Genomic DNA, 17,511 nt, shown 5'->3' with positions numbered 1-17,511 from the left:
GGTCCGGGCCATGCGGCTTACCCCACACGAGCAAGAGCGCCTGCTCATCCACGTCGCCGCCGGGGTGGCCCGGCAGCGTCAGGCCAGGGGCCTGCGCCTCAACCACCCAGAAGCTACCGCGATCATCGCGTCGTTCCTGATGGAGGGGGCCAGGGACGGGCGGACCGTGGCCGATCTGATGGACGCCGGACGCTCGGTGCTCGGGCGGGACGACGTCATGGAGGGGGTGCCCGAGATGCTGGACTCCGTCCAGATCGAGGCGACCTTCCCCGACGGCACCAAGCTGGTCACCGTGCATCGGCCGATCCCATGACCACTGACGAAGCCGACCCCGTGTCCACTGACGAAGCCGATCCCGAGACCGCCGCCGAGGCCGAAGTCGAGGTCGAGGTCACTGGCGCGGCCGAGCGCCGCGTGCAGGACGAGCCGATGATTCCGGGCGAATATCGGCACCCCGCCGACGACATCCCGCTCAATCCGGGACGGGCGAGGGTGACGGTCCGGGTCGTCAACACCGCCGACCGGCCGGTCCAGGTCGGATCGCACTACCACTTCGCCGCCGCCAACCCCGGGCTGGCCTTCGACCGCGCCGCCGCCTGGGGGATGCGGCTCGACGTGCCCGCGGGCACCGCGATCAGGTTCGAGCCGGGCGTCGAGCGCGACGTGACCCTGGTGCCGATCGCCGGGCGCCGCGTGGTGCCCGGCCTGCGACCGGAATGGGCGGGCCCCCTCGATGGCTGACATCTCCCGTGCTCGATACGCCGCCCTGTACGGCCCCACCACGGGCGACCGCATCAGGCTGGCCGACACCGACCTGTTCGTCGAGGTCACCGAGGACCTGTCCGTGGGACCGGCGGGGGCCGGGGACGAGGCGGTGTTCGGCGGCGGCAAGGTGATCCGTGAGTCGATGGGCCAGGCCAGGACGACCCGGGCCGATGGCGCGCCCGACCTGGTCATCACGGGCGCGGTGATCCTCGACCACTGGGGTGTGGTCAAGGCCGACGTCGGCGTTACCGACGGCCGGATCTCCGCCATCGGCAAGGCCGGCAATCCGGACACCATGGACGGGGTCGACATCGTCATCGGCCCCTCCACCGAGATCCTCAGCGGCAACGGCAAGATCCTCACCGCGGGCGCCGTCGACTCCCACGTGCACCTCATCTGCCCGCAGATCCTCGAGGAGGCGATCGGCGCGGGCGTCACCACCATCGTCGGCGGCGGCACCGGACCGGTCGAGGGCACCAAGGCCACCACGGTGACCGGCACCTGGTACCTCTCCAGGATGCTGGAGTCGCTCGACTCCTACCCGCTCAACTTCGCGCTGCTCGGCAAGGGCAACACGGTGAGCGCCGAGGGCCTGGTCGAACAGCTCGAAGCGGGCGCCTCGGGGTTCAAGCTGCACGAGGACTGGGGCTCCACGCCGGCCGCGATCGACGCCTGCCTGACCGTGGCCGACGCGCACGGCGTACAGGTGACGATCCACACCGACACGCTCAACGAGGCCGGGTTCGTCGAGTCGACGCTGGCCGCCATCGGTGACCGGACGATCCACGCCTACCACACAGAAGGGGCGGGGGGCGGGCACGCGCCCGACATCATCAGGATGGCGTCGTTCGCCAACGTCCTGCCCTCCTCCACGAACCCCACCAGGCCCCACACCGTCAACACGCTCGACGAACACCTCGACATGCTGATGGTCTGCCACCACCTGAACCCGTCGATCCCCGAGGACCTGGCCTTCGCCGAGTCCCGGATCCGGCCCACCACGATGGCCGCCGAGGACGTCCTGCACGACCTGGGGGCGATCTCGATGATCGGCTCCGACTCGCAGGCGATGGGCCGCGTCGGCGAGACGATCATCCGTACCTGGCAGACGGCGCACGTCATGAAGCGCCGTCGTGGCGCTCTGGGCGGCCCCGCGGACAACCTCCGTGCCCGCCGCTACATCGCGAAATATACGATCTGCCCGGCCATCGCCCACGGCCTCGACGCCGAACTCGGCTCCGTCGAACGCGGCAAGCTCGCCGACCTCGTCCTCTGGGACCCGGCGTTCTTCGGCGTCAAGCCCACGCTGGTGCTCAAGGGCGGCGTGGTGGCCTGGGCCCAGATGGGCGACGCGAACGCCTCCATCCCCACGCCGCAGCCGGTGCTGCCCCGCCCGATGTTCGGCGCCGCCCCGGCCACGGCCGCCGCCACCTCGCTCCACTTCGTCTCACCTCTCGCCCTCGACGCGGGCCTCGCCGACCGCCTCGCGGTCCGCCGCCGCCTGGTCGCCGTGGCGGACGTACGGGGGCGGGGCAAGGACGCGATGCCGCTCAACGACGCGCTGCCCCGGATCGAGGTGGCTCCGGACACGTTCGAGGTACGCGTGGACGGCGACCTGATCGAACCCATGCCCGCCGAGACGCTCCCGATGACCCAGCGCTACTTCCTGTTCTGATTCTGATGAACCCCGCACTCCTGCTCCTCACCGACTCCCGGCTCCCGGCCGGGGGCCACGCCCACTCGGGCGGCACCGAACAGGCGATCGCTACGGGCGTGGTCCACGACCTGGCATCCCTGGCCGCCTTCCTGAGGGGCCGCCTACGCACCTCCGGGCACGTCGCCGCCGCCCTCGCCGCCGCCGCCTGCACCTTGGGCAAGGAGAGCTCGTATACGGAGGCTTGCGCGCGGGCACGGTCGGAGGAGAGCTCAGGGACGGAGGGTTCCGCGCGGGCCCGGCCGGAGGCGCTCGGCGCGTCCCGAGCCCGGCCGGAGACGCTCGGCGCGTTGTGGATCCTCCTGGACGCGGAGGCCGACGCCCGGACCGCCTCGCCCGCCCAGAGGGCCGCCTCCAGGACCCAGGGCAGGCTGCTCCTGCGAGTGGCCCGCCGCCTGTGGCCGTCACCCACGTCCGACGACCTGGCGGCCATACCGAATCCTCGCCACTCCGTCGCGCTCGACGACCTGGCGCTGGCCGTACCGAGCCCCCATCACCCCATCGCGCTCGGCGCGGCGGCGCACGCGGCGGGAGCCTCGCCCGAGGACGCCGCTCTGGCGGCGGCCTACCACGCGATCACCGGCCCGGCCACGGCGGCGGTCCGCCTGCTCGGCCTGGATCCGGTAGCGGTCCACGGCCTGCTCGCCGACCTGGCCCCGGACCTCGCCGCCACGGCCTCTGACGCCACGCCGTCCGACCTGACCCCGGACCTCGCCGCTACGGCCTCTGACAGCACACCATCCGGTCTCGCCGCCACCGCTTCTGACGCCACGCCGTACGGCCGGCTCTGGGCCGAGTTGCCCGCCCGGTCCGCCCCCGCGCTGGACCTGCTGGCCGAGCGGCATGCGGGGGCCAAGGTCAGACTGTTCGTCTCCTAGGAAGGACACACGCCATGGGCGCCAATCACGACGACCATCACCACGCGCCCGCCCACCACGGCAGAGCGCTCCGCCTCGGCGTGGGCGGGCCGGTGGGCAGCGGCAAGACGGCCCTGGTCGCCGCCCTGTGCCGCACGCTCGGCGACTCCCTGCGGCTGGGCGTGGTGACCAACGACATCTACACGACCGAGGACGCCGACTTCCTGCGCCGGGCCGGGGTACTCGACCAGGAACGCATCCTCGCCGTCGAGACCGGCTGCTGCCCCCACACGGCCATCCGCGACGACATCGCCGCGAACCTCGACGCCGTGGAGACCCTGGAGGACCGGTTCGGCCCGCTGGACCTGGTGATCGTGGAGAGTGGCGGGGACAACCTGACGGCGACGTTCAGCCGTGGCTTGGCCGACCGGCAGATCTTCGTCCTGGACGTGTCCGGCGGCGACAAGGTCCCCCGCAAGGGCGGGCCGGGAGTGACCTCCGCCGACCTGCTGGTGATCAACAAAACCGACCTGGCACCGCTGGTGGACGCCGACCTGGACGTGATGGCCCGCGACGCAGCGGCGGTACGCGGCGACAAACCCGTCCTGTTCACCTCGATCCGACAGGACTCCTCGGCGTCCTCCGTGGCGGCCTGGGTCGCCGAGCAGGCCCTTTCCTGGCCCCACGAGCCCGTCTCAGCGGCATGAAGGCCGTCGCCCTATGACTGACACGGGCTCGCCGGAGACAGCGTCAGAGACCTCGTCAGACGCCCAGGAGGGCACATCGGCGAACACCTTCGCGGCCGCCGGGCGGCAAGCGACGCAGGCTCCGGCAGACGTCAGGCAGCGGGCCCAGGCAGAGGCCGGGCGGGCGATGCAGGCTCCGGCGGGCGTTGGGCGGCGGGCGATGCGGGCTCGGGCGGCCGTCGCGACCTCCCTGGCCGGTGGCCGGACGGTCATCAGCAGGCTGAGCTCGATGCCGCCCCTGACCTTGCGGCAGACGGGTCCGCGGACCGTACACCTGGTCTCCACGGCGGCCGGCCCGCTCGGCGGCGATCGGCTCGAACTCGACCTCGACATCGCACCCGGCACCAGCCTCGAGGTCGGCTCGGTGGCCGGCACGCTGGTGCTGCCCGGCGACGGCGAGTCCGTCATGGTGATCTCCGCGCACGTCGGGGCGGGCGCCGCACTCCGCTTCGCGCCGCAGCCGACGGTGCTCGCCGCCGGATGCGCCCACCGCCTCGTGGTACGACTGACGCTGGCGGCGGGCGCGCGGGTGTTCTGGCGCGAGGAGATCGTCTTCGGCCGGTACGGCGAGGCGCCGGGCCGCTGCCACGCCCGCTTCGACGCCACCTACGACGGCCGTCCCTTGCTCAGGCAGGAGTACACGGTCGGCGACCCGGCCACCGACGCCTCCCCCGCCGTCTACGGCGACGCCCGCTGCGTCGGCACCACCCTGATCGCCCCGCCCCTGGACACCCCGCCCCTGATCAGCCCGTCCCAGGACACGCCCCTGATCAGCTCGTCGGAAGCCGCCTCAGGGGCCGTGGTCGCGGAAGGGGTGGCCGTGTTGCCGCTGGCCGGACCAGGTGTGCTGGTGTCCGCCCTGGCCGCCGACGCCGTCTCGTTGCGCCGACGTCTGGAGTGGGGTGAGAGTGTGGCCCTCGGTAACCTGGCAGGGGCAGCGCGCCCCACCTAAGGTGATCAGGTGGCCGACTCTCTCTCACCGAGCCCCGCGAAGCCCAAGGCGCGGCGCGGCTACGCGTTCGTCATCGCGGTGGCCGGGGCGCTGCTGGTGTTCTGCGCGTTCCTGCCGTGGACGGGGGTCGAGGCCAGGCTCGGTGCCATCGGCGGCGTGTCCAACGACATACGGGGCATCGACGACAGTCTTGGCGTGTACGCGCTCATCGCGGGGATCGCCACGCTGGCGCTCGGGGTCGGGGGCGTGTTCGGCCGGCCCAGGGTGGCCGCGCTGGCCGTCATCCCGGGGGCGCTGGCGACGATCGTGCTGGTGATGTTCGTGGTCGATCCGCCCGGTGTCGGCAATGGGGTCTCCGTCGACCTCGGGTTCCTGTCGATCGAGCCGGGGATCCGTTACGGCTGGTTCGCCGCACTGGCCTGCGCCCTCGCCGCAGTCGCCCTCGCCGTCCTGTCGCTGGTCCGCGGCCGTCAGTCGTGAAAAGACCCGTGGGCCGTGAAAGGGTCCGTGGCGTCCGTCGTGACAGGGTCTGTCAGTCGTAGAAGCCCAGGCGGCGCAGCTGCTTGGGGTCGCGCTGCCAGTCCTTGGCCACGCTGATCCGCAGGTCGAGATAGACCCGAGTGCCCAGCAGCCCCTCGATCTGGGCGCGTGCCCGCGTCCCGACGTCACGCAGACGTTCGCCCTTGTGGCCGATCACGATCGCCTTCTGCGACGGCCGTTCGACGAACATGTGCGCGTAGATGTCGAGCAGATCATCCCGCCCTTCGCGCGGCATCATCTCGTCGACCACCACGGCGATCGAGTGCGGCAGCTCGTCGCGTACCCCTTCCAGCGCCGCCTCCCTGATCAGCTCCCCCACCAGCACCTGCTCGGGCTCGTCGGTGAGCTGTCCGCCCGGGTAGAGCGGCGGCGACTCCGGCAGGTGCTCGATCAGCACCTCGGCCAGCACGTCGAGCTGGTCACCCGACTGCGCCGACACCGGGACGATCGCCGCGAACTCCGCCACCTGCGACAGCGCCAGGAGCTGCTGCGCGATCTGCTCCTTGGAGGCCAGGTCGCATTTGGTGAGTACGGCGACGACCGGCGTCTTCTTCACGGCCGAGAGCTTGTCGGCGATGAAGCGGTCGCCCTTGCCGATGGGCTCGTTGGCGGGGACGCAGAAGCCGATCACGTCGACCTCGGTCAGCGTGGACAGCACGAGGCTGTCGAGCCGCTCGCCGAGCAGGGTGCGAGGGCGGTGCAGGCCGGGGGTGTCGACGATGACGATCTGGGCCTCGGGCCGGTGCACGATGCCCCTGATGACCCGCCGGGTCGTCTGCGGCTTGGACGAGGTGATCGCCACTTTCGTGCCGACCAGGGCGTTCATCAGCGTGGACTTGCCGACGTTCGGCCTCCCAACGAAGCAGGCGAATCCGGCGCGATGGCTGTCTGGCGAAGTCACATAGTGCATTGTGGCCTATCAAACGCCCTGTTGACGCCACCAGGCAAACGCGTCGGGCAGCACCAACGGCATCCAGGTGGTCGTGGTCAGGCCGGCGATCTCCGGCTCGGTCGCCCATCGGGCGTCGGTGATCTCGTCGCCGTCGGGGGTGGGCGTGCCCGACTCGATGACGCAGGCGTACACGGCGATGACGTACGCGCACTGGTGCCCATTGGGGTAGACGGTGCGGAATTCGGGCCCGCCGTACACACCGATCAGGCCGCGCGGCGCGACGTCTATGCGGAGTTCTTCCTGAAGCTCTCTGACCAGGGCGTCCTCGGGGCGTTCGTCGGGGTCGACGCCGCCGCCGGGCGCGGCCCAGAGGCCCACGTCGCCGTGACGCGCCATGAGCGCCCGGCCCGCGGAGTCGAACACGAAACCGCAGACCGACGGAAGCATCAGCAGATCGGAACCGACCTTGGCCCGCACCGCGGCCAAATGCGGCGAAATCGCCACGTCAGCCCCTCAACGTGCCGTCGGGCCCGGAGCCCTTCAGCGTGCCGTCGGGCCCGGCCACCAGCAGCGCCTTGACGCCCAGCTCGGCGGCCACCGCCTCGTCCTCGGCGCTCGGCCCGTCGCCCGCCGTGACCAGCACAGCCGCCTCCAGCGTCTGCGCGCCGCTGGAGATGGCCGTGGCGACCGCCACCTGCACCGCGGAGAGCGTGAGGGAGGAGAGCGCGACGTTCGTGGCGGAATAGGTGCGCCCGGTCTCATCGCGTACGGCGGCGCCTTCGGCCGAGCCGTTGCGCGCCCTGGCCGCCCGCGCGAGCGTGATGATCTTGCTGTCTTCTGGATCGAGAGTCACGAACTCTAGGTTAGGCGCTGACCATCCCCACAGGTTAAGCACTGACCATCCCCACAGCGGCGCTGAGCACCTGCCGGGTACGCTCCGGGTCCACCTTGGCGATGCCCGTGTGCACGACGGACACCAGCGTGTCACCCGAGCGGGCGAGCATCACGTCCAGCGCGTACGGGTAGCCGTTCAGCCGCCCGCGCAGCTCCGCGCCCACCACCTCGTCGCCCACGTCCTCGACCGGCAGCATCGTCAGCCGCAACCGGGTGCCGCCGCCCGCCCGCACCGCCCGGCACGCCTCCAGCGCCTCGGTCAGCTCCTCGATGCGCCCCTCCGCCTCCGAGCCCGCGTAGCGCGCCAGGCCCACCCCGGCCACCTCGCCCAGCTCGTCCCCTTCGAAGCTGGCCGCCGCCTGCGCCGTCAGCGCGAGCGCGGGCGCCCGCCCCGCGGCCGGATCCAGCGCGGCCCGGCAGTTGTGGTCCGCCGCCGCGAACGGCACCCGCCACGGCTCCTCAGACCGGGCGGAGAAGCCGTCAGGCAGCTGCGGATCCTTGTTCAGCACCTCGCGCAGCCGGGCCATGGCCTGGACGTCGACGTAACTCTCGGCCGGCCCGCCGCCGCATCCGGCGAGCAGCCCGCCCATGATGGCCAGGACGATGATCCCGCATTCGATGATCCCGCATTCGGTGATCCCGCGTTCCATGATTCCCCCCGGTTCGCAACGTCCCCGGGCGACGAATACGGCAATCCACCAGAGTCGCCAACAAAGCCCCAAACGCTAAAAGGGGGCTCTCGTCCGGCTTACCGGACGTGAACCCCCTTTACGCCGAGCAACGTCACGTTCGGCTAGCAGACCGAGACGTTGTCGTCCCCCCAGGGGCATCCTCCCGCCGCGAACCCCACCCGGCGTTCGGATGCTCCCCCAGTGACACCCACCGCACTGGGGTGTCGGGATTAAGGCTGTCGTACGCCGCTTGCAACAGACTTGTAGAACACTTGCCACATCCATCGCAAAAGGGTCAGCGCGCTGTCAGTCGTGCTCGGCGGCGGCGGGTACGACATCACCCTCATGCGGAGCCACCCTGCGGACGACCACGGTGCTGATCCGGTTGCGGCGCCCGGCGAGGCTCTCGGCCGTCAACTGGAGCCCGGCCATCTCCGCCTGAGAGCCCGCGATCGGCACCCGGCCAAGCGCGTGGGCGAGCAGCCCGCCGACGGTCTCGACGTCGTCGACCTCGATCTCGGTGTGGAACAGCTCGGCGAGCTCGTCGACCGGCATCCGGGCCGTCACCCGGAGCCCGCCGTCGGGCATGGTCTCGACGCGGGGCGCCTCCCGGTCGTATTCGTCGGCGATCTCGCCCACGATCTCCTCGAGCACGTCCTCGATCGTGACCAGGCCGGCCGTCCCGCCGTATTCGTCGATGACGATGGCCAGGTGGATCTGCCTGGCCTGCATCTCGCGCAGGAGCTGGTCGATCGGCTTGCTCTCGGGGACGTAGGTGGCCGGGCGCATGATCGACTCGACCTTCTCCTCGCCGCCGTCCTCCCCCGAGTCCGACTCGTGCACCCTGCGGGTGACGTCCTTGAGGTAGGCGATGCCGATGACGTCGTCCTCGTTCTCGCCCACGACGGGGATGCGGGAGAAGCCGCTGCGCAGCGCCAGCGACAGCGCCTGGCTGAGCGTCTTGCCCCGCTCGATGAAGACCATGTCGGTGCGCGGCACCATGACCTCGCGCACGAGCGTGTCACCCAGCTCGAAGACCGAGTGGATCATCTCCCGCTCGTCGGGCTCGATCATCCGCCGTTCCTCGGCCAGATCGACCAGGTCGCGCAGCTCCGCCTCAGAGGTGAACGGGCCGTCGCGGAACCCCTTGCCGGGGGTCAGCGCGTTGCCGAGCAGGATGAGCAGCTTGGGCAACGGGCCGAAGATCCGGGTCAGGCCGTAGACGATGGGGGCGCTGGCCAGCGCGATCGGCTCGGCGTGCTGACGGCCGAGGGTGCGGGGCGAGACGCCGACGATCACGTAGCTGACCACGATCATGACGGCGGCCGCGCACACGTACGCCCAGCCCTGGTCGTGCATCAGGTCGATGAACAGCAGCGTCGCGATCACCGTGGCGATCAGCTCGCAACTCAGCCGGAGCAGGAGCAGCAGGTTGAGATAGCGCGGCGGGTCGTTGACGATGGCCCGCAGCCGCGGGGCGCCACGCCGCCCCTCGCGCACGAACTCCTCCGCGCGCACCCTGGAGATGCGCGTCAGTGCCGTTTCCGCACTGGCGATCAGGCCACCGATCACCACGAGGGCGATGGCCAGAGGCAACCAGGCGTTCACCGCGGGCTGCGCACCTCCCGCCACGACTCGAGGAGCCGGGCCTGCAGGCCGAACATCTCCTTGTGCTCCTCAGGCTCGGCGTGGTCGTAGCCGAGCAGGTGGAGGATGCCGTGCGTGCACAGCAACTCCAGCTCCTCCTGCGCGCTGTGACCGGCCTCCTCCGCCTGCCGGGCGGCCACCGGCGGGCAGAGCACCACGTCGCCGAGCAGCGCCGGGTCGGCGGCGGTGTCGGCGTCGCCGCGCGCCCCGCCTCCCGGTCGCAGCTCGTCCATGGGGAAGGCGAGCACGTCGGTCGGACCCGGCTCGCCCATCCACTTCTCGTGCAGCTCGGCCATCGTGCGCTCGTCGATCACCACGATCGACAGCTCGGCGAGCGGGTTGATGCCCATCTCGCCGAGCACGTGCGTGGCCAGGTCGACCAGGCCCTGCTCACCGACCTCGACGCCCGACTCGTTGTTGATCTCGATGCTCATAGTCGATTCCTCAACGTCTTTTCCTCAACGTCGCTTTCCTCAACGTCGCTTCCCCCGATGCTGGACCTGCTTCGGCTCCTGAAGCGCGTCGTAGCGGCCGTAGGCGTCGACGATCTCGCTCACCAGCTTGTGGCGGACCACGTCGGCGCTGGTCAGCCGGGAGAAGTGGATGTCGTTAATGCCATCGAGGATCTCCTGGACCACCCGCAGGCCGCTGACCGTGCCCGAGGGCAGGTCGACCTGCGTGACGTCACCGGTCACCACGATCTTGGAATTGAAGCCGAGCCTGGTCAGGAACATCTTCATCTGCTCGGCCGAGGAATTTTGCGCCTCGTCGAGGATGATAAAGGCGTCATTGAGGGTACGGCCGCGCATATATGCCAGCGGTGCCACCTCGATCGTGCCCGCCGCCATCAGCTTGGGGATCGACTCGGGGTCCAGCATGTCGTGCAGCGCGTCGTACAGGGGGCGCAGATAGGGGTCGATCTTCTCGTAGAGCGTGCCCGGCAGGAAGCCGAGCCGCTCCCCCGCCTCGACGGCGGGGCGCGTCAGGATGATGCGGTTGACCCGCTTCTCCTGCAGCGCGCGTACGGCCTTGGCCATCGCGAGATAGGTCTTGCCGGTGCCCGCGGGACCGATGCCGAACACGACCGTGTACTGGTCGATGGCGTCGACGTAGCGCTTCTGGTTGACGGTCTTGGGCCGGATCGTCCGGCCGCGTGAGGACAGGATGTCGAGCGACAACACCTCGGCCGGGCGGTCGGACGTCATGCGCAGCATGGCGATGCTCCGCTCGACCGCGTCGGCGGTCAGCTCGCCGCCATTGCGCAGCACCTCGACCAGCTCCTCGAACAGGCGCACGACAGCGCCGCTCTCGTCAGGGCTGCCGGTGACGGTGATCTCGTTGCCACGCACGTGGATGTCGGCCCTGAACGCACCCTCGATGACGCGCAGCAGCTCGTCACGGGAGCCCAGGAGGCTGACCATTGGGTATTCGTCCGGTATCAGCACCTTGGCTTGAGTGCGCGAGGGAGGTGCCGTTCTTCGGGATTCATGTAGTTCGGACATGGGCAGGCCAGCGGCCTGATGCCTCCCGGTCTGTTCGGATGTACTTCTCCGCCCATCGTAGCCGGGACCAGGCTGATTGCTCGCGCCAATATCACCGCGCCGGATCAGCCGGGCGGCCACCGCAGATCGCGCCCGCCGAGCACGTGGGCGTGCACGTGGAAGACCGTCTGCCCGGCGCCCGGCCCGGTGTTGAAGACCACCCGGTAGCCGCGCTCGGCCACGCCCTCCTGCACCGCCACGGCGTGCGCGGTCTTGAGCACGTCGTCGGCCAGGCCGTCGTCGGCCTGGGCCAGGGCGGCCGCGTCGGCGTGGTGCTCCTTGGGGATGACCAGCACGTGCGTGGGCGCCTGCGGGTTGATGTCGCGGAAGGCCAGCGCCCGGTCGTTCTCGAGGATGATCTCGGCCGGGATCTCCTTGGCCACGATCTTGCAGAAGAGGCAGTCGGTCACAGGCAGCACCCTACCCACAGGGCTCGCCCTCCTCGGTCCTGCCCAGCTTGGCCGCCTCCAGTTCTCCGGCGATGATCCCGATGTCGCGAAGGGTCGGCTCCTCCGCGGCGAAGAGGTACTTCGTCACGCAGGCCCTGAACACCTCGCTGAACCGGGTGTAATGCTCCAGCTTGGGCCGCGTGGCCGTCGGCAGCGACTCCTTGATCGCGGACGCCAGTCGCTGGAGGTCGTCGCGTGTCGGCGGGGTGCCCGTCTCGCGCGCGTCGGCTTCGGGGCAGACGGCCACGTCCTCGTAGGCGGCCTCGACGACCGGGGCGTAGCCGCCGCAGGCGAACAGTCGCCGCTGGTTGTCCGGCTGGAGGAGGTATTTCACGAACTTGAGGACGCTGTCGTACTTGGTGGATCTGGCGGTGATGGCGAGGTTCGAGCCGCCGAGCGTCGCCGGGCCGGGCAGCTTCGACAGCTTGAACGGCGTTCTGCCGTCGGTGATCAGCTGCAGATCCGCGTACGGCCAGTGCCGAAGGTATCCGGCACCCCCGTCGGCGAAGGCGGCCAGGCTCTCGGCCTCCTTGTCCTGCCAGGAGTCCCCCAGCGTCTGGTCGCTCTGCCACTGCCGCATCCACCGCAGCGCGGCGAGCGCCCGACGGTCGTTGGGCGCCTGGTCGAGCACGATCTCGCCGTCGTTGTCCACCACGGTGGCGCCATAGGCGCGGAGCAGTTCGAGCAGCCCCACGGTCCTGCCCTCGAAATCGGCGAGCTGCGCCAGGTACCCGCCGCGGCGGTAGGTGGCCCCGGCCTGGCGGGCGGCCGGCCAGAGCTGGTCCCAGCTCGTCGGCTCCGGCAGGTCGGCCCTGCGGTACAGCAGCCCCACGTCCACCGCGAACGGCAGCGCGTACTGCTTGCCGTCCCACTGACCACTCTCGCGCGCCTGGCGTACCAGACCCGAGGGGACGTCCTCGGGCCGGATCTCGCTGAGCAGGCCGGCGGCGGCGAACTCGGCCGTCGAGGCCATGTCGATGATCAGCAGGTCGTACGCCTGGCACGGGTCGGCCTGGGCGGCGGCCAGCATCTCGTCGCGCTTGAGGTCGGCCACCCTGGAGATCTCGATCATCTGGACGAGCGGGCCCTTCCAGCGGCGGATCAGCTCCCTGCGCGCGCCGCCGACGCTCACGTCATCGCCGGTGGCGACCCTGATCACGTCGTCGTCCACGCACTGCTCCGCGGGCGCCGGCCGCTCCTTGACGCCGACCACGCCGAGCGTGAGCAGCACCCCCGCCGCCGCGCCCACGGCCGCGGCCCGCCATCGCCGCACGGTCACGGGCTCTCCCGCCACAACTCCGTCAGCTCTTTGTCGACCTCGTCGACCTGGTCCTGGTACGGCGTCGCGGCCTCGGCCCGGCTGATGGGCGCGCACTTGACGACCTCGCCGGCGGCCTTGACCAACCGCGCGATGTGGTCGGCGTCGCACCGCTGCTCCCCGATGAGCAGCAGCCGTACCCTGAGCCCCTTCACCTTCCGCAGGGCGGCCACCGTACGGCCGAGGTCGCCCGCCTGGTGACCGCCGTCGGTCAGCATGACCACGACCGGGTTGGGGGTGTCCGCGAGCAGGGGCGCCGCCTGCGCCAGCACGTCCCCGAGCGGGGCGTCGCGCCCGTGTACGGCCAGCGTCCCCAGCCGTCCGGCGACCTGAGCCGAGCCCGTCACCAGGGTCTCGCCGATCCCGCCGGAGTCGGAGAAGGTGGCCAGCCGGACCGTGTCGCGGCCCTCGCGCAGCCGCCTGAGCAAGGTGCTGGCCCCTGAGCTGGCCCGCTGCAGCGCGGTGCCGCCCGTGATCGGATTGCCCATCGAGCCCGACGCGTCGACCAGCAGCAGGAACGACGTCTCCGGATGCGCCTTGCCGAGGCGGTCGATGAGCCGGGCCGGTTCCACGGTGGCCGGTTCGGCGCTGTCGGCCTGTCCCGAGTCGAGCTCTTTGCCGAGCGGCATGGGTTCCTTGCGGTCGGACACGCCCGCCGAGTCGCGGTAGCCGTAGGGGGCGAGCTCGTCCTGGGCGAGCCAGTCGTGGAAGTCGATCGCCGCCCGCTCGCGCGCGTCGTTCCACTGATCGGCCCACTTCAGCCGGACGTAGCGGTAGCTGAGGGTGGGCAGTCCGTCGAGCCGGTGCCAGGACAGGCCGGCCGTCTGCCGCCCCGGAGCGCAGGCGCCCAGGTCCTGGTGGTTGTTGACCGCGTAGACGAGGTGCTCCGGCACGATCATGGCGAGCGATTCCTTGACGGTGTCGAAGCGGTCGCGGGCGTAGCAGAGGAGGCTGGCGGCGTCGGAGAGCGGGAGGTTCGGCGGGGTGTAGGCCATCTCGTCAGAGATGTCCTTGGAGGTGTCGGAGCCGTAGAGCCCGGCGCTGGCGATGAGTCCGATCTCCGACAGGTCGGCGCGTGGCCTGGCCAAGGGTGCCCCGACGCTCTCCAGCCAGGCCCGCATCCCGGGCAGGTCCGTGGGCGGGGACTGCGTGCCCAGCCGCGCCTCCAGCGCGGGCGTGAACGCCACCAGCAGCGCGGAGGTGGCCACCGGGGTCATCCGGTCGAAGGTGACCTGGCCCAGGTTGGCGAACGCCTGGCGGAGATATTCCTCGGTGGCCGCGCTGGAGGGGATCCAGATGTCGGGGTGGACCGCGATCAGCGCGCGGTAGGTGCTGCTGTTCCAGGAGGCGGGGTCGTTCCACTCCTTGTTGGCGGCCTGGGACATGGTGGCGAGCGGTGGCTGGGGGGTCACGGAGAACCGCACCCGCGGGCAGCCGCGCAGGTCGGCGCTCTCGTCGGCGTAACGGCGGCCGGCCGCCTGGAGGGCGGCCACGTTCTCGGCGGAGGTGAGCACCCGCAGCTCCAGCGGCTGGTCACAGGGGGTGGAGAGCGCCCAGCCCAGTCCCATCCGTACGAGCGGCCCGCCCTGCAGGACGAGCACCATCGCGAGCACCCCGGCGACGAACCCGAGCGCCCCGGCCGTCAGCGGCCCGGTGCGCCGGCTCACCCACTCGACAGCGGCCCTGACCAGCAGAGCGACGAACACGATCAGCCGCCACACCCCGCCGAAGAACGCCCGCAGCAGGGTGCCGAGCCACGCTACGGCCGTCCCGACGGGGCCGAGCCGGGCGCCGAGCAGGACCACCACCACGAGCACGGTCAGGACCAGGATCACCAGGGAGGCCACGATGAACACCACGCGCCCGACCGCGCCGCCGCCCAGCAGCGGCGCCGCCACCGCTCCCAGGAAGGCCCACAGTGGCGTCACGATGGCAGCCACGTCCTTCAACCGCTCGCTCCGAGCGGCCGGGGCGGCTCTGCGGGGTGACTGGGGGCGCCGCATTCTCCCTCGATCCTAGATCGGACGGAATCTGCTGTCTCCGTTGCGAATCGGTAATCCGCCGTGCCGTGCGTCCGAAGATCCTCGCGGTTAGGGTTAGTGTGCGAGACTGCCGAAAAATAAGACGATTCAGGGTCGGGCGAAGCCACCTGGCGAGGACACGACTGGCTAATGCCCTCTAAGGAACCGCAAGAGCGTAAACCCTCCGGGAAGGCCGCGCGTCCCAATGATGTGACCACCGAAACCCTCTTGGCCGACAGGTCGCTGGGGGCGGTGCCGGTCGGGTGGGACGCCGACATGGCCGTGACCGCGCTTTACAGTGCGCACTTTCGGTCATTAGTGCGTCTCGCTGTGTTGCTGGTGCGAGACATGGCAACCGCGGAAGAAGTCGTGCAGGACACGTTCGTCGCCATCCATGGCGCCTGGCGTAGACTGCGCGATCCCGACAAAGCACTTGCCTACCTGCGGCAATCCGTCGTCAACCGGTCCCGTTCCGTGCTGCGTCACCGCGCGGTCGTCGAGAAGTACGCGCCCAAGGGCCTGCCCGATGCTCCGAGCGCCGAGAACGGCGCGATCGGCGAGCTCGAACGCACCGCCGTCATCGAAGCGCTAAGGTCCCTGCCAACACGTCAGAGAGAGGCACTCGTCCTTCGCTACTACGGTGATCTGTCCGAGGCTGAGATCGCCCACGCCATGGGCATCAGCAAGGGTGCGGTCAAGAGCCACACAGCTCGTGGCATGGCCGCCTTGCGATCCGTCCTGGAGAAAATGTCATGACCCAGTCCCCCGACGAGTACGGCGATGTCCTGCGCCGTGTGCTCCGCGCGGAGGCGGACACGGTCGTGCCCTCGCCGGAAGGACTGGAGATCATCCGCGCCCGCATCGAGCGGCGCGGGGTGCGCAACCTGTTCTGGTGGCGAGCGGGCGCCGCCGCCGCCAGCGCGCTGCTGGTGGCGGGCACGATCGTGATGGTCGTCCCCGAGCTGCGCCACAAGGTCATGCAGCAGGACACCATCGAGCCCTTGGGAAACTCCACGTCCAAGCCGCCGGCCAACTCCTCGACCAGCCGGCCGGCCTCGCCCAAGTCGAGCCCGCCGCCGGACGATCCGCCCGCCGTGGTGCCCGCCCCGATCACCTCCGCGCCGGTGCCCGCCTCGGAGACCGCCAAGTCCACCAGCAAGCCGACGCCCAAGGCGACGCCGACGCCCAAGTGCCCGACCCCCATCGACCCGACCCCTACCGAGGAGCAGCCGCCGAAGGACTGCCCTACGGACGAGGAGACACCCACTCCGACGCCCACGCCCACCCCGACGCCGTCGGACACGAGCACCCCCGGCGGGCTTTGCCCGGTCGAGGAGTGCCCGCCGACCGACATCGACACGACGGCCAACACCTTCGCCAGCCCGCTCGGCGGCACCCCCCTCGCCACACCGTGAGCACCGCTAGCGGCTGAGAGCTCACCAGCGCCCGGTTCGCGCCATGAGTACGGCCGCCGCCGCCACCCCCGCCGTCGAGGTACGCAGCACCGTCGGGCCGAGCAGCATCGGCACCGCCTTCGCCGCCCTGAACCCGGCCAGCTCCGCGTCCGAGACGCCCCCCTCGGGCCCCACCACGACGACGATGTCGCCCCCGGCGGGCAGCGTCACGCCCGACAGCGGCTCGGCGGCCTCCTCATGCAGCACCAGACCGAGCGCCGCGCCGCCGAGCAGCGCCTCGACCCCGGCCGTGGACACCGGCGCGGCCACCTCCGGCAGGTGGAACCTGCGGGCCTGCTTGCCCGCCTCCCGGGCCGTCGAACGCCATTTGGCCAGCGACTTGGCCGCCCTGTCGCCCTTCCACTGGGTGACGCTGCGAGCCGCCGCCCAGGGCACGATCACGTCGACGCCCGCCTCGGTCATCATCTCGACGGCCAGCTCGCCCCTGTCGCCCTTGGGCAGCCCCTGGACGACGACCAGCCTGGGCTCGGGCGGCGGCACCTCGTAGCGGCCCAGCACGTCGAGTCTGAGCGCGTCCTTCAACGCCTCACGTACGACGCACTCGGCGACCGTGCCGGCGCCGTCCGTCAAGTCGATCCGCTCTCCGGCGCGCAGGCGCCGGACCGAGGCCGCGTGGCGCCCTTCAGGACCGTCGAGGACCAGCTCCGGCCCGGTGCGGTCGGCGAGGCCGTCGGCCAGGAATACCGGCACGGTCACCGGCGATCACCCCAAAGATTTTCACGTTCAGTAGCCATAGGATCACGAAACGATTAAGGTTGGCCGCGATCGCACCTTCCTGAGGTCACTCTACGAGGGGTCCAGAGCGGTCAACGACCCCCTCCTGAAGGAGAAGGCTTGAGGTGCCGCCAGGTGCTTTGAAGCCCCGTGTTGACCAGCCCTAGTCATCACTGTTGGAGGTGTAATCCAGATGGCTACCTTTCACGCAGGACCGCAAACCCACCAGCGAATGCTTCCTCAGTTCGCTGCTCTGGAATCCGTGGGAGCAGACACGCCCGAGGGTGGGCACGAAACGGCTCACGGACGCGCGGC

At 70.7% G+C, this 17,511-nt stretch carries 20 protein-coding genes; 9 read left to right on the top strand and 11 right to left on the bottom strand.

What is annotated here, in order from left to right; all coding sequences use genetic code 11:
* The first annotated feature begins 10 nt into the window (after positions 1–10).
* From AB0L53_RS05005 to AB0L53_RS04975, 7 genes are all read left to right on the top strand, one after another.
* Positions 11–313, top strand: a complete 303-nt coding sequence (locus tag AB0L53_RS05005; RefSeq protein ID WP_358535578.1) for an urease subunit gamma — start codon at positions 11–13, stop codon at positions 311–313.
* A 116-nt stretch (positions 314–429) separates the two neighbouring features.
* Positions 430–741, top strand: coding sequence for an urease subunit beta (locus AB0L53_RS05000; protein WP_363991923.1), 312 nt, complete (start codon positions 430–432; stop codon positions 739–741).
* Positions 734–2,440 (top strand): urease subunit alpha, encoded by a 1,707-nt coding sequence (locus AB0L53_RS04995; RefSeq protein WP_363990453.1) that lies wholly within the window; start codon positions 734–736, stop codon positions 2,438–2,440. Before AB0L53_RS05000 ends, AB0L53_RS04995 begins: the two co-directional genes overlap by 8 nt.
* Before the next feature lie 5 nt (positions 2,441–2,445).
* Entirely contained in the window at positions 2,446–3,357 is a 912-nt protein-coding gene (locus AB0L53_RS04990; protein ID WP_363990450.1) for an urease accessory UreF family protein, read from the top strand.
* 14 nt (positions 3,358–3,371) lie between these two features.
* Positions 3,372–4,043, top strand: coding sequence for an urease accessory protein UreG (ureG, locus tag AB0L53_RS04985; protein WP_363990448.1), 672 nt, complete (start codon positions 3,372–3,374; stop codon positions 4,041–4,043).
* Positions 4,044–4,056: 13 nt separating this feature from the next.
* On the top strand, positions 4,057–5,034 hold the full coding sequence (locus AB0L53_RS04980; protein ID WP_363990445.1) for an urease accessory protein UreD: 978 nt from the start codon (positions 4,057–4,059) through the stop codon (positions 5,032–5,034).
* 9 nt (positions 5,035–5,043) lie between these two features.
* Entirely contained in the window at positions 5,044–5,514 is a 471-nt protein-coding gene (locus tag AB0L53_RS04975; RefSeq protein WP_363990442.1) for a hypothetical protein, read from the top strand.
* A gap of 52 nt (positions 5,515–5,566) precedes the next feature.
* Here AB0L53_RS04975 and era read toward each other — a convergent pair whose 3' ends face one another.
* The 10 genes from era to AB0L53_RS04925 all read right to left on the bottom strand — a co-directional run bounded on the left by era (position 5,567) and on the right by AB0L53_RS04925 (position 14,926).
* Positions 5,567–6,484 carry a GTPase Era gene (gene era / locus AB0L53_RS04970; protein ID WP_363990439.1) on the bottom strand — a complete coding sequence of 306 codons (918 nt, stop codon included), beginning with the start codon at positions 6,482–6,484 and terminating at the stop codon, positions 5,567–5,569.
* A gap of 9 nt (positions 6,485–6,493) precedes the next feature.
* Positions 6,494–6,970 carry an NUDIX domain-containing protein gene (locus tag AB0L53_RS04965; protein ID WP_363990436.1) on the bottom strand — a complete coding sequence of 159 codons (477 nt, stop codon included), beginning with the start codon at positions 6,968–6,970 and terminating at the stop codon, positions 6,494–6,496.
* A 1-nt stretch (position 6,971) separates the two neighbouring features.
* A complete protein-coding gene (locus tag AB0L53_RS04960) occupies positions 6,972–7,319 on the bottom strand; it encodes a cytidine deaminase (RefSeq protein WP_363990432.1) in 348 nt (115 codons plus the stop codon).
* A gap of 34 nt (positions 7,320–7,353) precedes the next feature.
* Complete coding sequence (locus AB0L53_RS04955; RefSeq protein WP_363990429.1) at positions 7,354–8,010, bottom strand: hypothetical protein; 657 nt, start codon at positions 8,008–8,010, stop codon at positions 7,354–7,356.
* Positions 8,011–8,337: 327 nt separating this feature from the next.
* On the bottom strand, positions 8,338–9,639 hold the full coding sequence (locus AB0L53_RS04950) for a hemolysin family protein (protein WP_363990426.1): 1,302 nt from the start codon (positions 9,637–9,639) through the stop codon (positions 8,338–8,340).
* A complete protein-coding gene (ybeY, locus tag AB0L53_RS04945) occupies positions 9,636–10,112 on the bottom strand; it encodes an rRNA maturation RNase YbeY (RefSeq protein ID WP_363990423.1) in 477 nt (158 codons plus the stop codon). Before ybeY ends, AB0L53_RS04950 begins: the two co-directional genes overlap by 4 nt.
* A 39-nt stretch (positions 10,113–10,151) precedes the next feature.
* A complete protein-coding gene (locus tag AB0L53_RS04940; protein ID WP_363990420.1) occupies positions 10,152–11,180 on the bottom strand; it encodes a PhoH family protein in 1,029 nt (342 codons plus the stop codon).
* Between the two features lie 104 nt (positions 11,181–11,284).
* Complete coding sequence (locus AB0L53_RS04935) at positions 11,285–11,635, bottom strand: histidine triad nucleotide-binding protein (RefSeq protein WP_363991920.1); 351 nt, start codon at positions 11,633–11,635, stop codon at positions 11,285–11,287.
* Between the two features lie 4 nt (positions 11,636–11,639).
* Entirely contained in the window at positions 11,640–12,947 is a 1,308-nt protein-coding gene (locus AB0L53_RS04930) for an extracellular solute-binding protein (RefSeq protein ID WP_363990417.1), read from the bottom strand.
* Positions 12,944–14,926 (bottom strand): vWA domain-containing protein, encoded by a 1,983-nt coding sequence (locus tag AB0L53_RS04925; RefSeq protein WP_363990414.1) that lies wholly within the window; start codon positions 14,924–14,926, stop codon positions 12,944–12,946. The genes AB0L53_RS04930 and AB0L53_RS04925 overlap by 4 nt, the downstream gene beginning before the upstream one ends.
* 357 nt (positions 14,927–15,283) lie before the next feature.
* Between AB0L53_RS04925 and AB0L53_RS04920 the strand changes: the two genes are divergently transcribed.
* Both AB0L53_RS04920 and AB0L53_RS04915 read left to right on the top strand, forming a co-directional pair.
* Positions 15,284–15,763, top strand: a complete 480-nt coding sequence (locus AB0L53_RS04920) for a SigE family RNA polymerase sigma factor (RefSeq protein WP_214638568.1) — start codon at positions 15,284–15,286, stop codon at positions 15,761–15,763.
* Positions 15,760–16,422: a hypothetical protein gene (locus AB0L53_RS04915; protein WP_363990411.1), complete on the top strand. Its 663-nt coding sequence runs from the start codon at positions 15,760–15,762 to the stop codon at positions 16,420–16,422. The genes AB0L53_RS04920 and AB0L53_RS04915 overlap by 4 nt, the downstream gene beginning before the upstream one ends.
* Before the next feature lie 21 nt (positions 16,423–16,443).
* On the opposite strand, the gene AB0L53_RS04910 is transcribed toward AB0L53_RS04915, so the two are convergent.
* The gene (locus AB0L53_RS04910) at positions 16,444–17,178 is read right to left on the bottom strand and encodes a 16S rRNA (uracil(1498)-N(3))-methyltransferase (protein ID WP_363990409.1); all 735 of its coding nucleotides are present in this window, start codon (positions 17,176–17,178) and stop codon (positions 16,444–16,446) included.
* Positions 17,179–17,511 lie beyond the last annotated feature (333 nt).

It is taken from the genome of Nonomuraea sp. NPDC052129 (genome assembly GCF_040680095.1).
Lineage (GTDB): Bacteria > Actinomycetota > Actinomycetes > Streptosporangiales > Streptosporangiaceae > Nonomuraea.
The sequence above is the reverse complement of the archived record's forward strand: the minus strand, read 5'-3'. Positions and strand labels throughout refer to the sequence as shown.

Excerpts from the sequence above, each read along its gene's own strand:
- AB0L53_RS04920 (WP_214638568.1), top strand. The coding sequence starts at position 15,284 with ATGGCCGTGACCGCGCTTTACAGTGCGCACTTTCGGTCATTAGTGCGT.
- AB0L53_RS04995 (WP_363990453.1), top strand. The coding sequence starts at position 734 with ATGGCTGACATCTCCCGTGCTCGATACGCCGCCCTGTACGGCCCCACC.
- AB0L53_RS05000 (WP_363991923.1), top strand. The coding sequence starts at position 430 with ATGATTCCGGGCGAATATCGGCACCCCGCCGACGACATCCCGCTCAAT.
- AB0L53_RS04990 (WP_363990450.1), top strand. The coding sequence starts at position 2,446 with ATGAACCCCGCACTCCTGCTCCTCACCGACTCCCGGCTCCCGGCCGGG.
- ureG (WP_363990448.1), top strand. The coding sequence starts at position 3,372 with ATGGGCGCCAATCACGACGACCATCACCACGCGCCCGCCCACCACGGC.
- ybeY (WP_363990423.1), bottom strand. The coding sequence starts at position 10,112 with ATGAGCATCGAGATCAACAACGAGTCGGGCGTCGAGGTCGGTGAGCAG.
- AB0L53_RS05005 (WP_358535578.1), top strand. The coding sequence starts at position 11 with ATGCGGCTTACCCCACACGAGCAAGAGCGCCTGCTCATCCACGTCGCC.
- AB0L53_RS04980 (WP_363990445.1), top strand. The coding sequence starts at position 4,057 with ATGACTGACACGGGCTCGCCGGAGACAGCGTCAGAGACCTCGTCAGAC.
- AB0L53_RS04915 (WP_363990411.1), top strand. The coding sequence starts at position 15,760 with ATGACCCAGTCCCCCGACGAGTACGGCGATGTCCTGCGCCGTGTGCTC.
- AB0L53_RS04955 (WP_363990429.1), bottom strand. The coding sequence starts at position 8,010 with ATGGAACGCGGGATCACCGAATGCGGGATCATCGAATGCGGGATCATC.
- era (WP_363990439.1), bottom strand. The coding sequence starts at position 6,484 with ATGCACTATGTGACTTCGCCAGACAGCCATCGCGCCGGATTCGCCTGC.
- AB0L53_RS04940 (WP_363990420.1), bottom strand. The coding sequence starts at position 11,180 with ATGTCCGAACTACATGAATCCCGAAGAACGGCACCTCCCTCGCGCACT.